Source organism: Sinorhizobium sp. (assembly GCF_059070375.1).
On record NZ_JCACWC010000002.1, the window covers coordinates 1,032,006 to 1,046,176 of the forward strand.

Genomic DNA, 14,171 nt, shown 5'->3' on the forward strand with positions numbered 1-14,171 from the left:
GTCGGAGCTTCGCCCCTCACCGGATCCTCTCCCCGCCTGCGGGGAGAAGGCGCCGGCAGGCGGATGAGGGGCGCCAGCAGATCGAATTCAAAGACAAGCTTGCAATGGTAGACGTCGAAGCCGCATCAAGACAGCACTCCCGGCTCTCGCTTGCGATCCTCAGCATCCTCGGCCTCCTGCTCATCGCGGCCTTTTCTGCGCTCGGCACGTGGCAGCTCAAGCGCCTCTCCTGGAAGCTCGACCTGATCGCCCGGGTCGAGGAGCGCGTCCAGGCGGCACCCGTGCCTGTGCCGCCCCGCAGCGACTGGCCAAACGTCACCGCCGCGCGAGACGAATACCGGCACGTCACTCTCCAGGGCCGCTTCCTCCATGAGAAGGAAACGCTGGTCTATGCCGCAACCGAGCGCGGTGCCGGCTATTGGGTCGTAACGCCGCTTGCGGCGGCCGATGGGACGACCGTGCTCGTAAACCGCGGCTTCGTCCCGACGGAGAGGCGTGAGGCATCGACGCGGCGGGACGGCCAGATCGAGGGCGAGGCGAAGGTCATCGGCCTCATGCGCATGGACGAGCCGAACGGTTCACTCCTTCAGTCGAACAAGGCCGGGGAAAACCGTTGGTATTCGCGCGACGTGGGTGCGATCGCTGCGGCGCGCGGCCTCTCCGAGGTCGCGCCCTACTTCGTCGACGCGGATGCTGTCCCCAATCGCGGCGGGCTTCCCGTCGGAGGCCTGACGCGCGTCGTCTTCCCGAACAATCACCTCGTTTATGCCGTCACATGGTACGGTCTCGCGGCCATGACGGCAGGCATGCTGGTGATTTTGTGGAGGACGGCGAGGAGATCGGCCCCGGCGCGGCGTAACGGCCGCGCCGGCCAAGACATCAATTCGCGGAGTTGAGGGTCATCGATGTGCCCGCGGCCGCGACATTGAGACCGAGCTGGCCGGTGACGCTGACCGTCTGGAGGTGGATAGAGCCGGAGGTGCCGCCGACGAGGACGTTGGCGCCCACACCCGCACCGAGCGTCGCCTCGGCGCTCGCGCCCTTATAGATACCGCTCAAAGAACCATGGTGGTAGCCTGCCGTCGGCGCGAACACGGCCCAGATCAACCGGCTGCGCATCGTGAAACCCACGTCGATCCCGAGTTTGCGAATTTCTCCCGTGTAGCGATCCTCGATCACGTCGCCGCCCAGCGACCGGAAAGCGCACTCGACCTCTTTGGACGAACCGAGCACGTAGCCGGCGCCGCCGCCGATGTCGCATTCCAGATAGCCTATCTTCACACCGCCGCGCGCGTCCTGCACCGCCGGCGGCGGCGCCGGCTCCTGATAGGTCAGATCGGCGGCATTGGTGCCCGCGGCGGCAGACGCGATCGTGACCGCGAAAAACGCCTTGGCGAGAGTCTTTTTCATGCATCTTCTCCTTTTCGGCTCATGATCGGCAGAAACCCCGGCCGATCGTCCGAAACAAATTCAGTAATGTCAGCCGCACGGAAAGCTATCGTGCCGCTATGCCTGCCACTCAGGCGGGCTCACGTTTTCGTTGCATTGAGACGATTCGGAGGCAGGCTCGACAACAACTTACTTTTGCGCAGAAGTGTTGCCTTTCGGCCAAAGCCTGAAGCGCGACGCCTCGAACGGATTTGCCACGCGCATCAGCCGCCGTTGACGAGATTGAGGATGAGCTGGTGAACATTGCCGCCGTCGCTGAGCTCGGCCCTGTCGAAGTCGCGGCTCTTCTGTCTTTGCGTGCGGGAGATTTCGCCGAGCCGCTTCGTCATTTCGGATTTGATCTTGCGGCATTGGGGATCGTCGGCAACGGTGAGGCCCACGGTGGCGGCCTCGATGGCGCTCACCATCTCCTTGATGAAGTCGCCATGGACCAGCTCATGCTTTCTCACGCCGGCGATGAAGGTCTGCCAGTGGGCCTCAATATTGGCCGGCAGCTTTCCGGCAAGTTTCGGCAGCGTATAGGTGATGGTGAGCTTCGGCAGCGCCGACGCCAGCACGCAGGCCCCGTCTCGCTCCTCATATTTCCGCCTCCAGGTGAGCTTGAAGCTCGTATGGGCGATCGCGCGCCCGAGGCCGCCCACCTGCGGTCCTCGTTCGCCGATGGAAGCATAGAGCTCCGGCCCGGACTGACCGGTGATCGCGTAAGTCTCTGTCTTTTCGACCGCCCGCCATTCCCCCCGGGCGGCCGCCGGCATCAGCAGAAGACAGGCCAACAGAAAACAAGTTCGACGGCCCGCCAAGCCAACCCCCACGAAAACCTTCATTGAATGCGGGCGCAACCTAACGGGGATGGGTCCGGCTTTCAATCGTCCCGATCTGCCCCTGCGCGGCAGCTGCCGGTCAGACGCTGCTCAACAGGAGACTGGTCTCGCTGTTGGCCACGCCGTCGATCATTCGCACCTCGCGCAGGATCCGGTCGAATTCGGAGAGATTAGCTGCCCGTATGTTGGCGACCAGATCCCAGTTGCCGTTGGTGGTGTGCAGCGTATAAATCTCGGGCATGCCGCGCAGTTTGCGAACAACCTGCGTCGTCGACTTCCCCACAACCTCGATCATCATCACCGCATGAACCGTGTTGAGGTCGTAGTCTTCCCTGACGCGCACCGTGAACCCGAGAAGCGTCCCGGTCTCCAGCAGGCGATCCAGGCGATTTTGCACGGTGCCACGCGCCACGCCCAGCGCGTCGGAAAGTTTGGAAAGTGATGCCCGGCCGTCGGCGCGCAGATGCGCAATGATCCGGCGGTCCAGATCATCCGGGGTGTATTTTGCAACGACTGAATCGCCAACCGCTGTTCTGCTCATATTGCACAATCCGACTGGAAAAATCGCTCAATTCGGTGCCGAAATTAGCACATGTTTGCGCTTTCGACCAGCGCACGCAATCGCTACCCTGTCCTGGAGTACAGCAAGCCGCCAAGAGGAATCTCCATGTTCTCCCCGCTTCCTTCAGCCAAGGCCATGGTGCCCTTCGTCAGCGTCGACAACATGATGCGCCTCGTGCATCACCTCGGTGTGGAAACGGTTCTGGCGGAACTCACGGACGCCATCGAGGCGGACTTCCGCCGCTGGGAAAGTTTCGACAAGACGCCGCGCGTCGCCAGCCACTCGCGCGACGGCGTGATCGAGCTGATGCCGACCTCGGACGGCAGGATCTACAGTTTCAAATATGTCAACGGTCACCCGAAGAACACCGCCGAGGGGCTGCAGACGGTGACTGCTTTCGGGCTGCTCGCCGAGGTTTCGACGGGCTATCCGGCACTTCTGACCGAGATGACGATACTGACGGCGCTCAGAACTGCCGCAACCTCGGCAATGGCTGCCCGGCACCTGGCGCCGAAGGATGCACGCACCATGGCTATGATCGGCAACGGCGCGCAGGCCGAGTTCCAGGCGCTGGCGATGAAGGCCGTCTGCGGCATCGACACCATCCGCCTTTACGATATCGACCCGCGTGCAACGGAAAAGGCCGCCCGCAACCTCGACGGTTCCGGGCTCAGGATCGTGTCCTGCAGGTCCGCCCAGGAAGCGATCGAAGGCGCCGAGATCGTCACCACCTGTACGGCCGACAAGCAGTTCGCCACGATTCTCACCGACAACATGGTCGGCGCCGGCGTCCACATCAACGCAATCGGCGGCGATTGCCCCGGCAAGACGGAATTGCATCGCGATATCCTGAAGCGCTCGGACGTCTTCGTCGAATATCCGCCGCAGACCCGGATCGAGGGCGAAATCCAGCAGATGGCACCCGATTTTCCCGTGACCGAATTCTGGAAGGTCGTCACGGGCGAGGCGCAGGGCCGGCGCGACGCCCGCCAGATCACCCTCTTCGACAGTGTCGGCTTCGCGATCGAGGATTTCTCTGCGCTCCGCTACGTCCGCGATCGCCTCCCCGGAACCGACTTCTATCAGAACCTCGACATGATCGCCGACCCGGATGACCCGCGCGACCTGTTCGGTATGCTTCTGCGGGCAAAAGAGAGCGAAGAAGCCGTCTAAGCCCTGTCGAGGTTCGGGCCACCCGCCGCCGCTTGTTTGGTCGCCTCATTCCCGTGCTCGTTGTCTAGCCCGGACACAGGAATGACGGTAGAGAGGGTGCGGTCCCTCGGCGCGCTTTCATAAACCGTGAAGATAGCGAGGCGGCGCGGACGGTCCCGGGTCACGCCCGTATGCAGCGTCCCGTTTCGCTTCGATGTAGTAGCCGCACATCCCCGGTCCCTCATTCCTGTGCTTGTCACAGGAATCCAGCCAGACCAAGTCCTTGGGCTGAAAGAAAGCTTCCCGCGCCGCAGACGCGGCGCTGCTCTCATCCCTGTGACGAGCACAGGGGATGAGGAGGGAGAGGGTGCGGCCCCTCGGCGCGATTCATTGCGTCACAGGTTGACCATTCCCCGCCGGGGTGGCACCGCTTCACCGGGCCTGCAGACGCAACATCGCCTTTCGAGCATCCTCGACGAGCGCATGGCCGGGATGACGGCGGATGAAGCGCTCGTAGGCCTCCACCGTATTTTCCGCCCGTGCGGCCTCGAACTCCGATCGCACGGCCCGCTCGTAGTCGGGTGGCTTCTGCATCTCCGCTCCGCTTGGCTTCATCGCGCCTTGCGCCATGGCCGGAGACATTGCCGTCAATCCCAGCACAAGCAACTGCGCAATTTTGCGAAATGTCACGAACCGCTCCTTTTGCGGCATCCCTACGATAATAGTAGCCAATGTCTCTGATAATTGCTAATCAGAAAATACAACAATAGCGGGAATTTCGAATGAGCGGTGCCGGAAAGTCTCTTAAGTTCGTCAAAGCAACCGGAAACAGCGTCGTTGATTCGTTGCTGACAGGAGACGCATGGGGCGGTACGATAACCTACGCATTCCCGACATGGCGCGGAAGCTACGGCTACGGGTTCGAAAAATACTACGGGTTTACTTCGATATCGGCGGCACAGGCGAAAACAGCGCTTTTCGCCATGGAGCAATCCTACGGTTCGGCGGCCAATGACGGCTTTTCGGTCGAAGGATTCACCAATGCCAGCTTCAAGGCGGGAAGCGCCAGCACCGCGACGATCCGGTTCGCGCAATCGTGGCTGCCGGACACCGCCTATGCTTACCTGCCGGCGCTCGATGCCTCCGGCGGCGACATCTGGTTCGGCACGGCCTATGCCGGCACGGCGGACGACTACCGCAAGCCGATTGCGGGCAATTACGCATGGCACACGCTCCTGCACGAGCTCGGCCACGCACTCGGCCTGAAGCACGGCCATGAAGGTGACGTCTACGGCGCCTCGCCTGCACGATACGACTCGATCGAATATTCGATCATGACCTATCGCGGCTATATCGGCGCCGACGAGGGCTACTATTACGAGCAGTTCGGCGCGCCGCAGACCTTCATGATGGCCGACATCGCCGCGCTTCAGGAAATGTACGGCGCCGATTTCACGACCAATGCCGGCAATACGGTGTATAAGTGGACGCCGGGCGGCGGCACCACTTTCGTGAACGGCGGGGCCGGGATTTCGCCCGGCGCGAACCGCATCTTCGCAACCATCTGGGACGGCGGCGGCAACGACACCTACGATTTGAGCGCCTATACCAACGCCCTCAAGATCGATCTCAGGCCGGGCAGCGCTTCGACCTTCAGCATCGACCAGCTGGCCTGGCTCGGCGGCGGCCCGAATGGCGGCTTTGCCGCCGGCAACATTTTCAATGCGCTGCTTTACCATGGCGATGCGCGCTCACTGATCGAAAACGTCAAGGGAGGTTCGTCCGGCGACTCGATCATGGGCAACCAGGCAGCCAATGTGCTGTGGGGTTACGGGGGCAATGACAGGCTGAACGGCGACACGGGCAACGACACGCTCTATGGCGGCTCCGGTTCCGACAGAATCTACGGCGGAAAAGGCAACGACAAGCTCTACGGGGAATCCGGCAACGACCTGCTCTATGCCGCCGCGGGCGCGGATCGTCTGAACGGGGGCAGCGGTAGCGACAGCTTCACTTTCAAGGCGCTCTCGGATTCGACGGTGGCAAAGTCCGGGCGCGACACCATTTTCGATTTTACGGCAAAGTCCGACAGGATCGATCTCTCTGCGATCGATGCCAATACGTCCTCCGCCGGCGACCAGGCGTTTGGCTTCGTCGGAAGCGCCGCCTTCAGCGGCAAGAAGGGTGAGCTACGCTACGTCCGCGATGTCTCCGACACCTATATCTACGGCGACGTGAACGGCGACAGGAAGGCGGATTTCGCGATACACCTGGACGATGCCGTCACCCTCCAGAAGGGCTATTTCGTCCTCTAGACCGGCTGGACACATACAGGACGCAACCACCCCTTGCAGCATCGCATATTACAATCGAAAGCAAGTGGCTGCGCAGCCGCAGGGGCGCGGCACCGCAGGACGTTCGACGCGACGCCTGCGGCCGGCGTCGACAGGCCTCGGAGTATCCCATCGGCCTGATTTGCAGTGACAAACCCGCTTCCCTATTTGCCGCAGCCCCGCTAGCATGAGAAAGAGAAGCAATTTCAAGTTGCGCCGCTCGAAGTGAAGGGGTGGCTTGAGCCGAGATAGATGGTGTGATCCACGCGACGCGTGCGGGGTCCGCTTGAGGGGAGCATTGCATGCGTGTTTCGAGAATTCTGGCTGCCGGTCTGACTTGCGGACTGCTCGCAGTCAGCGTCATGGCGGGAAATGCGCAGGCGCAACAGCCGCCTCCCTCGGTTACCGTCGCGCCGGCCGCGGTCATGGACCTGCGCGAAAGCGTCGGCCTGACCGGCAAGGTCGTCGCCGTTCAAAAGGTGGACATCCGCGCCCGCGTGTCCGGATTCCTCGAGAAGGTCAATTTCGAGGATGGGCAGAAGGTCTCGGCGGGAACAGTCCTTTACCAGGTGGAAGACGGTGCCTATCGCGCCGCGCTGCAGGAGATCGACGGTTCGATCGCGGCAGCGGAGGCTCAACGGGACCTCGCCGTTCTCGAACGTGACCGTGCCCAGCGGTTGATCTCCACCAATACCGTCGCGCAGGCGACGCTCGACACTGCGAATGCGCAACTGAAAAAGGCCGAGGCCGATATACTGCGCCTCAAGGGCAGTAAGCAGAATGCCGAGCTCAATCTTTCCTACACGAAGATCCTCGCGCCGTTCGATGGCGTCGTCGGCCTGACCAGCGTCGATGTCGGCGCCCTGGTCACGCCGGACAGCGGAGCGCTCGTGACTCTGACGCGTCTCGACCCGATCTATGTCGAGTTTCCCGTAGCGACATCCCTTTATTTCTCCTACCGCGAGCGCGTCGAAAAGGGTGAGATGTCCGGCGGCGCCAATGTCAGCATCACGCTTCCGAACGGTACCGATTACCCGGAAAAAGGCACAATAGACTTCGTCGCGAGCACGGTCTCGCAAGGGACCGACACCGTTACGGTTCGCGCCGAGTTTCCCAATCCCCGCGGGACGCTTCTCGACGGGACGCTCGTCAGGGTCGTTCTCGAGCAGTCCGATCGGCAGGACGTGCTGGCCGTACCGCAACAGGCGGTCCAGCGCGACCAGCAGGGCGCCTTTGTCATGGTGGTCGACGCCAACTCCAAGGTCGAGCTTCGCCGCGTCGACGTCAGCCGCTCCAGCCGCGGCCAGGCCGTCGTCGCCAAGGGACTGAAGGAGGGAGAAAACGTCATAACCGAGGGTGTGGGCAAGGTTCGGCCGGGCATCGTGGTGGACGCCGTCGCCGCAACCACGACGGGTGGCTGAGCCATGATCTCCGGGATCTTCATCGATCGTCCGCGCTTTGCCGCGGTCATTTCCATCGTGCTCACGCTCGCGGGGCTGATCGCCCTTACGAGGCTGCCGATTGCACAGTTCCCCGATATCGTCCCGCCGCAGGTCAGCGTGACCGCGAGCTATCCCGGCGCAGGCGCCGACGTGGTCGAGGCCACCGTCGCTCAGCCGTTGGAAAGCAAGGTCGTCGGCGTCGACAACATGCTCTACATGAAATCGACGAGCGGCGCCGACGGGACCTACTCGCTGACGGTGACCTTTGCCGTCGGCACCGATCCGGATATCGCCACCGTCAACGTGCAGAACCGCGTCGCGCTTGCCGAGCCGGTGCTGCCGGCCGAAGTCAAGCAGAGCGGCGTCAGCGTCAAGAAGCAGTCATCCTCGCTCATGCAGGTGATCGCCATCCACGGCGAGAATGACGAGTTCGACAATCTGTTCCTCTCGAACTACGCCACGATCAACGTGCTCGACACGATCAAGCGCGTGCCGGGGGTCGGCGACGCGACGCTCTTCGGTGCCCAGGACTATTCGATGCGGATCGTCCTCGACATCGATCGGCTGACAAATCTGGGGCTGACGCCGACGGATGTGGTCAACGCCCTGAAGACCCAGAACGTCCAGGCGGCGATCGGCCGCATCGGCGCGCAGCCGATGACCGACGATCCGCTGTTCCAGCTGAACATACAGACGCAGGGCCGGCTCACCGATCCCGCCCAGTTCGAGGACGTCGTGCTTCGGGCAGAGGCGGACGGGTCCTTCGTGCGCATCCGCGACGTCGCGCGCGTCGAACTGGGTTCTGTGACCTCCGACTCCACCGCCCGCATCAACGGCAAGCCCGTGGCGATGATCGGCACCTATCAGGCGCCGGGCGCCAATGCGCTCGCCGCCACGGAGGGCGTGCAGCAGGCGATGGAGCGCCTGGCCCAGGCCTTCCCGGAGGGGCTCACCTATACGGTCTCCTACGACACGTCCGATTTCGTCGAGGCGAGCGTGGAGAATGTCGAGCACACCCTGTTCGAAGCCTTCGCACTCGTCATCGTCGTCGTCTTCCTCTTTCTCGGCAATTGGCGCGCGACACTGATTCCGCTCATCGCCGTCCCGGTGGCGCTCGTCGGCACCTTCGCCGTGATCCTGGCGATGGGCTTTTCGCTCAACACGGTTTCGCTTCTGGCGCTGGTGCTCGCCATCGGCATCGTCGTCGACGATGCGATCGTGGTGGTGGAAAACGTCGAGCGCGTCATGGAGGAAAACCCCGGCATGAGCGCGGCGCAGGCCGCGCGCCTCGCCATGGGAGAAATCACCGGGGCGATCGTCGCCATCACGCTCGTGCTGCTTTCGGTATTCGTACCGGTGGCATTCATTCCTGGCCTGAGCGGGCAGCTCTTCCAGCAGTTCGCCGTCGCCGTATCGGTGTCGATGGTCATTTCCGCGATCAACGCACTGACCCTCAGCCCGGCCCTCTGCGCGATCCTCCTGAAGCCCCATCACGGGCCGAAGCGCGGCGTCCTTGGATGGATTTCCCGGGGTATCGACCGTACCCGCAACGGCTATGCGCATGTCGCAGGCGGCATTGCGCGCAGGGCCGTCATCGGCTTGGTCCTCCTTGCCGTTGCGATCGGCGCCAGTGGCTGGCTGTTCCGGGTCGTGCCGACCGGGTTCCTCCCCAGCGAGGATCAAGGCGCCTTCTTTGCCGAAATCCGCCTTCCGGAAGGTGCCTCCTTCAACAGGACCGACGCCGTGGTGCGCGAGGTCGAAACAATGCTCGGCGAAATCGAGGGCGTGGCGAACGTCACGACCGTCACCGGCTACAGCTTCCTCGACGGAATCGCCAAATCCAGCAGCGCGTTCGCGATCGTGACCATGAAGCCCTTCGCCGAACGCCAGAGCGAAAGCGCATCTGTCAATGCCGCGATCGGCACGGTGATGGCCAAGGGTGCGGCAATCCGCAATGCCCAGGTTTTCGCCTTCAACCTGCCGCCCATTATCGGTCTCGGCACCGGCTCCGGCTTCGAGTATCAGCTGCTTGACCTCCAGGGCCGATCGCCGGCCGAGCTTGCCGCGACGGCAGGCGGATTGATGGTGGCCGCCAACCAGAACCCGCAGCTCGGACCTACATTCAGCACCTATTCCGCGAGCTCGCCGCAGCTTTATCTGGATCTCGACCGCGATCGCCTGCAGGCGCTCGGGGTCTCTGTGAGCGATCTTTTCGCGACGCTGCAGGGCACGCTCGGATCCTATTACGTCAACGACTTCAATCTTTTCGGCCGGAGCTGGAAAGTCACCATGCAGGCCGCCGAAGCGGATCGCGATGCCGTCGACGACATCTCCCGGCTGCATGTACGCAATGCCGCGGGCGATATGGTCCCCGTGGCCTCGGTCGCGCGCGTGGACTACATCGTCGGGCCGCAATCCATCGTGCGGTACAACAATTACCGCTCCATCACGCTCAACGGCCAGCCGGCGCCGGGCGTCTCCTCGGGTGAAGCGCTGGCCGCAATGGAACAGGTCTCCGCCGCCACGCTGCCGCCGGGCTACAGCTTCGAGTGGACGGGGACGGCGCTGCAGGAACTCGAAGCCGCGGGCCAGACGACGGTGATCCTGGCACTGGCCCTGTTCTTCGCCTATCTCTTCCTCGTGGCTCTTTACGAAAGCTGGACGATCCCCATACCGGTTCTGCTTTCGGTCTCCGTCGGCGTAGCAGGCGCTCTCGTCGCCGTGCTGTTGGCAGGGCTCTCCTTCGACATCTATGCCCAGATCGGCCTCGTCGTGCTGATCGCGCTCGCGTCCAAGAACGCGATCCTGATCGTCGAATTCGCCAAGTTCCAGCGGGAGAAGGGGGTGCCGATCGTCGATGCCGCCGTGGAGGGCGCGCGTACCCGTTTCCGTGCGGTGATGATGACCAGCTTCGCCTTCATCATGGGGCTGATCCCGCTCGTCACGGCCGAAGGCGCCGGCATGCTCAGCCGCCGTGCCGTCGGCACGGGGGTTGCCGGGGGCATGCTCGCCGCATCGCTCCTCGGAATTTTCATCATTCCCGCGCTCTATGTCGTATTCCAGTGGCTGCGCGAGAGGGGGCACAAGCTCGCCGGCCTGTCGTCACACACGGCAGGCGATGCGGCAGAAGATGCCAGGAACCAAGAGGGAGCCGAACCGGCTCAGCCCGCCGGACACGACCGGGGCGCTGCCGGCTGAGCCTACATCTCCACGAGAAAATAGGGAGTGGGCCCATAGGGCGTGTCGTTCGAGAGGCGGAAGGCGACGCGCCCGCTGCCGCTGTCGACGGGCGGATAGACGGTGCCGTCCAGGCCTACCGGTGACACGCTCCATCTGGCAGCGGTTCGTGCCAGTTCGAGATCGACATAGCCCTTCCGGATTCTCGCCGGCAGCGCGCCGAAATCCTCGATCACCTTCTCTTCGCTGTCGCGAAAGACCATGCCGGTGTTCTGCGCATCTGTTGCAAAGATCAAAAGCAGGCGCCGGCTTTCGGAAAGCGTGCCTTCAGCGTCGATAGCCGAAAGCGCCACGAGACCGTTGCCGTCCGCCTGTCCGATGCGCATGAGACCGAGATCGATCGGTTCACGCAGAGAGGAGAAGGCTGCAGCTTCCGTAGCGGGCGTCGAAACACGGAGCTGCCCTGCCCGGCGGTCGAGCAGGACCTGGCCTGTATCGCTTTCGTAAACTCCGCTTGTGGTGTCGGTGCGATTTTCGGTCGCGAGCATATGTTCGTCGCGGAGTGCGGCAAGGATTGTTCCGGCGTCCCGGTCGCGTGGTTGCGTGACACCGCTTTCTCCACCGGACGGGTCTGCCCGCAGCAGGCCGATGCGCCCGACCAGCGCCAGATCGGTCAGTCGCTCCGGCTCGCGGGCCTGCATGTCCTCGCCGAGATCCTCCTCGCCGCGAATTGGGAAGGGGATCGTAATGGCGGAGGTCGTCACGTCGCCGCGACGAAAGACGAGTGCGCTGAGCGTCTCGCCGGCACGCGCCACGGGATCGAGCGCAATCGCATAGGGAAGCATCGCCTTCTTGTGCGGAAACGGTTCGCCATAGGCGAGCGCGATCGGCCCGTGGCCGTGACGGCAAAGCACGTCCCAGCCCTGGAGTGCAGCGTAGGCCGGCATTGTCAGGCCCGCCTCGTAGCGATAGCGGTTCCAGAAGAGATGGTCGTATTCGCTGACGATGAAAGGTTTTCCAAGCCACCGCGCCGCGGCGATCATGCGCATGTAGCTGGCGCCGTCTGCAAGCGAACTTGCCTGCGTCAAAGCGCTTCCCGCAGAATAACCCCCGACCCAATCGTGATAGGTGTTCATGGTCACGGCGTCGAGATCGCGCCGGCTGAGCGCCGTCTGCACCGTCGGCCAATTGTTGTAGGTGCTGATCAGGCCGCGATAGCCCAAATCGCGCAGGACCTGGCTCATGCGTGCGGCGGAGGCGCGCTCGGTCTCGACGAAGAAGGCCTGGAGATCGCGCATCCGCGGACCGTCTGCGTAGCGATTGGCGGGAAGCCTCACCGATGCCGTTTCGACCCGCTCGTCGGCACCGAGATCTCCCCAGGCGCTCGCGAGCGCTTCCGTCGTGCCGTAGCGTGCCGAAAGCCAGCGGTTGAATGGTTCCGCCAGCGCCTCATCATAGGCGGGCTTTTCGGGCCGCTCACGCACGACGCTGTCGAACTCCATGCCGTTTTCATTGGCAAGGATCACCAATGCGAGCGCGTCGTCGCGGATGGTCGCCGTCCCCGTATAGGGATTGACGCTCGCGAGAAACGTCTCCTGCAGCTTGCTCCAGTGCGCAACGGCCTCTTCATCGAGGTGCAGCCGGAGCTTGAGATCGCCGTTTGCGTCCCATCGGTCGTCGTGGCCGCCGTAGGCGCCGCGCGGAGACGAAAGTCCATCGATGATCCAGTAGATGCCGTTGCGCTTCAGCGCCGCCAGCAGGTAATGGACACGATCCAGCGTCTCCGGATCGAAATCGAAATCCTTCTGCCTGCCGAACATAAGGCTGGCATCGACGAAATGGAGCCGGGCGATGTTGTATCCGTGCATCGCAAGCTGGCGGGCGTAGCGCTCGGCGCCGTCATGGTCCGGAAAGCCGCCGGATGCCGGACTCCAGGCGAGCGACGCGCATAACATTCTGACCGGTTGTTCCGGCGCCCTGGCAAAGGCCAGCCGGCCATCCGGACCTGCAACGAGGCGGCTGTCCGCGTCGATCGAAGCGTTCGGCAGCAAGGACGAGAAATCGAGCGGACTGCCGGCGCGGACTTCGAGCGAGACCTCGCGAACCGGCACCCATTCAGAGGCACTTGCGGCCGGGGACAGCCACGTGCAAAGCAGCGCCGCCGCGAGGGATGGCCTCCTCATGCCATCTTTCCGAGAACCGGTTCGCCGGGAGAGGACTCCCCGAGACGACCCTTTGCGAGGATCGTGCTTTCGATCGGTTCGGCAGGCAGCCGCCGGCTTCGCAGGAAGCCGACAGGAAGGGCTGCCGCATGGAAGAACCAGGCGACGACCGTATAGAGGCCCATGCTGAGGCCGCCCTTTCGGAAGCTGACGGCGAGAACGGCGGCCGCGAAACTCGCGCAGACGGCGGCGAGGGCCATGAGCGTATCGGGCAGCAGCAGGATCAGGCCGAGGCAGGCGAGCCACCAGAGATAGACGAGAGCCCAGAGTTTCAGCTCCGGCAGTTCCCGCAACAGCTGAAAGAAATAGGGCTTGCCGAGAGAAGCGCGCAGAAGCTCGCCTATCCCGTAGAGATATTTGGTCTTCCAGCGTCGAACGAGCAGCCGGTAGGAATTGACCGTATGGCCGAAGTGCTGGACGAAACGGCGGTCGAGCCGGTAAAGCCTCCAGCCGGCACTTCTGAGGCGGATGCCGAGATCGAATTCCTCGTAGCCGTGCAGGTTGCGGTCCGAGAGGTAGCCGACGTCCTCGACGGCACTGCGCCTGTAGAGCCCGCCGCCGTTCATGCGATCGATCGGACCCGTCCGGTTCTCGGGCGCATTGCGGCTGACGCGGCGCGCGAATTCGAGGTTCGAGATGTGCATTTCCTCCACATGTCCGGTAACGCCTGCCATGGCCGGATTGTCGGCCAGGAAGCGGACGGCGTCTTTGAGGAAGGCAGCGTCGAGCAGCATGTCGCCGTCGATGAGACAGACGTAATCGTGGCGGGAATGCTGGAAGCCGAGCTGCGGACCGATGCCGCAGCTCGGTCGCGCGGGCGGGGCGATCTGGGCGATGATGACGGGATATTGCGAGGCGATTTCGACCGTGCGGTCGCAGGAGCCGCTGTCGGCGATGATGACCTCGCCGCCCACGTCGCGAAGCGCTGCGAGCGCGCTCTCGACGGTTGCGGCAATCCGCTTCTCTTCATTCAATGTCTTGATGATGATGGATATGGTCAAGAGAGCCCCCAA

General features: G+C 63.3%; 11 protein-coding genes. 5 read left to right on the plus strand and 6 right to left on the minus strand.

All coding sequences use genetic code 11. The annotated features are described in order from the left end of the window. Window positions 1-104 precede the first annotated feature (104 nt). Window positions 105-896 carry an SURF1 family protein gene (locus AC5J09_RS09430; protein ID WP_494297512.1) on the plus strand — a complete coding sequence of 264 codons (792 nt, stop codon included), beginning with the start codon at window positions 105-107 and terminating at the stop codon, window positions 894-896. On the opposite strand, the gene AC5J09_RS09435 is transcribed toward AC5J09_RS09430, so the two are convergent. From AC5J09_RS09435 to AC5J09_RS09445, 3 genes are all read right to left on the minus strand, one after another. Then, on the minus strand, window positions 880-1,410 hold the full coding sequence (locus tag AC5J09_RS09435; RefSeq protein ID WP_494297513.1) for a DUF992 domain-containing protein: 531 nt from the start codon (window positions 1,408-1,410) through the stop codon (window positions 880-882). The genes AC5J09_RS09430 and AC5J09_RS09435 overlap by 17 nt on opposite strands. A gap of 242 nt (window positions 1,411-1,652) precedes the next feature. Beyond that, on the minus strand, window positions 1,653-2,273 hold the full coding sequence (locus tag AC5J09_RS09440) for a DUF922 domain-containing Zn-dependent protease (RefSeq protein ID WP_198516674.1): 621 nt from the start codon (window positions 2,271-2,273) through the stop codon (window positions 1,653-1,655). A gap of 76 nt (window positions 2,274-2,349) precedes the next feature. Further along, a complete protein-coding gene (locus AC5J09_RS09445; protein WP_018099044.1) occupies window positions 2,350-2,811 on the minus strand; it encodes an Lrp/AsnC family transcriptional regulator in 462 nt (153 codons plus the stop codon). Between the two features lie 126 nt (window positions 2,812-2,937). On the opposite strand from AC5J09_RS09445, the gene ocd reads away from it, so the two are divergent. Continuing rightward, window positions 2,938-4,005, plus strand: coding sequence for an ornithine cyclodeaminase (ocd, locus tag AC5J09_RS09450; RefSeq protein WP_100671619.1), 1,068 nt, complete (start codon window positions 2,938-2,940; stop codon window positions 4,003-4,005). 411 nt (window positions 4,006-4,416) lie between these two features. Here ocd and AC5J09_RS09455 read toward each other — a convergent pair whose 3' ends face one another. Then, window positions 4,417-4,674 carry a hypothetical protein gene (locus AC5J09_RS09455; RefSeq protein ID WP_324763493.1) on the minus strand — a complete coding sequence of 86 codons (258 nt, stop codon included), beginning with the start codon at window positions 4,672-4,674 and terminating at the stop codon, window positions 4,417-4,419. A gap of 92 nt (window positions 4,675-4,766) precedes the next feature. Here AC5J09_RS09455 and AC5J09_RS09460 point away from each other — a divergent pair, with 92 nt between their 5' ends. The 3 genes from AC5J09_RS09460 (at window position 4,767) to AC5J09_RS09470 (ending at window position 10,957) form a co-directional block, all read left to right on the plus strand. Continuing rightward, entirely contained in the window at window positions 4,767-6,299 is a 1,533-nt protein-coding gene (locus tag AC5J09_RS09460; RefSeq protein ID WP_494297514.1) for a M10 family metallopeptidase, read from the plus strand. A gap of 320 nt (window positions 6,300-6,619) precedes the next feature. Continuing rightward, window positions 6,620-7,738: an efflux RND transporter periplasmic adaptor subunit gene (locus AC5J09_RS09465; protein ID WP_324763491.1), complete on the plus strand. Its 1,119-nt coding sequence runs from the start codon at window positions 6,620-6,622 to the stop codon at window positions 7,736-7,738. Between the two features lie 3 nt (window positions 7,739-7,741). Continuing rightward, complete coding sequence (locus AC5J09_RS09470; RefSeq protein WP_440852957.1) at window positions 7,742-10,957, plus strand: efflux RND transporter permease subunit; 3,216 nt, start codon at window positions 7,742-7,744, stop codon at window positions 10,955-10,957. A 2-nt stretch (window positions 10,958-10,959) separates the two neighbouring features. Here AC5J09_RS09470 and AC5J09_RS09475 read toward each other — a convergent pair whose 3' ends face one another. Continuing rightward, a complete protein-coding gene (locus AC5J09_RS09475; protein ID WP_494297515.1) occupies window positions 10,960-13,119 on the minus strand; it encodes a glycoside hydrolase in 2,160 nt (719 codons plus the stop codon). Then, window positions 13,116-14,159 carry a glycosyltransferase family 2 protein gene (locus AC5J09_RS09480; protein ID WP_494297516.1) on the minus strand — a complete coding sequence of 348 codons (1,044 nt, stop codon included), beginning with the start codon at window positions 14,157-14,159 and terminating at the stop codon, window positions 13,116-13,118. Before AC5J09_RS09480 ends, AC5J09_RS09475 begins: the two co-directional genes overlap by 4 nt. Between the last annotated feature and the right edge of the window lie 12 nt (window positions 14,160-14,171).

Bases quoted from the DNA above. Each gene is read 5' to 3' on its own strand.
- AC5J09_RS09440 (WP_198516674.1), bottom strand. From the start codon at position 2,273: ATGAAGGTTTTCGTGGGGGTTGGCTTGGCGGGCCGTCGAACTTGTTTT.
- AC5J09_RS09445 (WP_018099044.1), bottom strand. From the start codon at position 2,811: ATGAGCAGAACAGCGGTTGGCGATTCAGTCGTTGCAAAATACACCCCG.
- AC5J09_RS09430 (WP_494297512.1), top strand. From the start codon at position 105: ATGGTAGACGTCGAAGCCGCATCAAGACAGCACTCCCGGCTCTCGCTT.
- AC5J09_RS09470 (WP_440852957.1), top strand. From the start codon at position 7,742: ATGATCTCCGGGATCTTCATCGATCGTCCGCGCTTTGCCGCGGTCATT.
- AC5J09_RS09475 (WP_494297515.1), bottom strand. From the start codon at position 13,119: ATGAGGAGGCCATCCCTCGCGGCGGCGCTGCTTTGCACGTGGCTGTCC.
- AC5J09_RS09465 (WP_324763491.1), top strand. From the start codon at position 6,620: ATGCGTGTTTCGAGAATTCTGGCTGCCGGTCTGACTTGCGGACTGCTC.
- ocd (WP_100671619.1), top strand. From the start codon at position 2,938: ATGTTCTCCCCGCTTCCTTCAGCCAAGGCCATGGTGCCCTTCGTCAGC.
- AC5J09_RS09460 (WP_494297514.1), top strand. From the start codon at position 4,767: ATGAGCGGTGCCGGAAAGTCTCTTAAGTTCGTCAAAGCAACCGGAAAC.
- AC5J09_RS09435 (WP_494297513.1), bottom strand. From the start codon at position 1,410: ATGAAAAAGACTCTCGCCAAGGCGTTTTTCGCGGTCACGATCGCGTCT.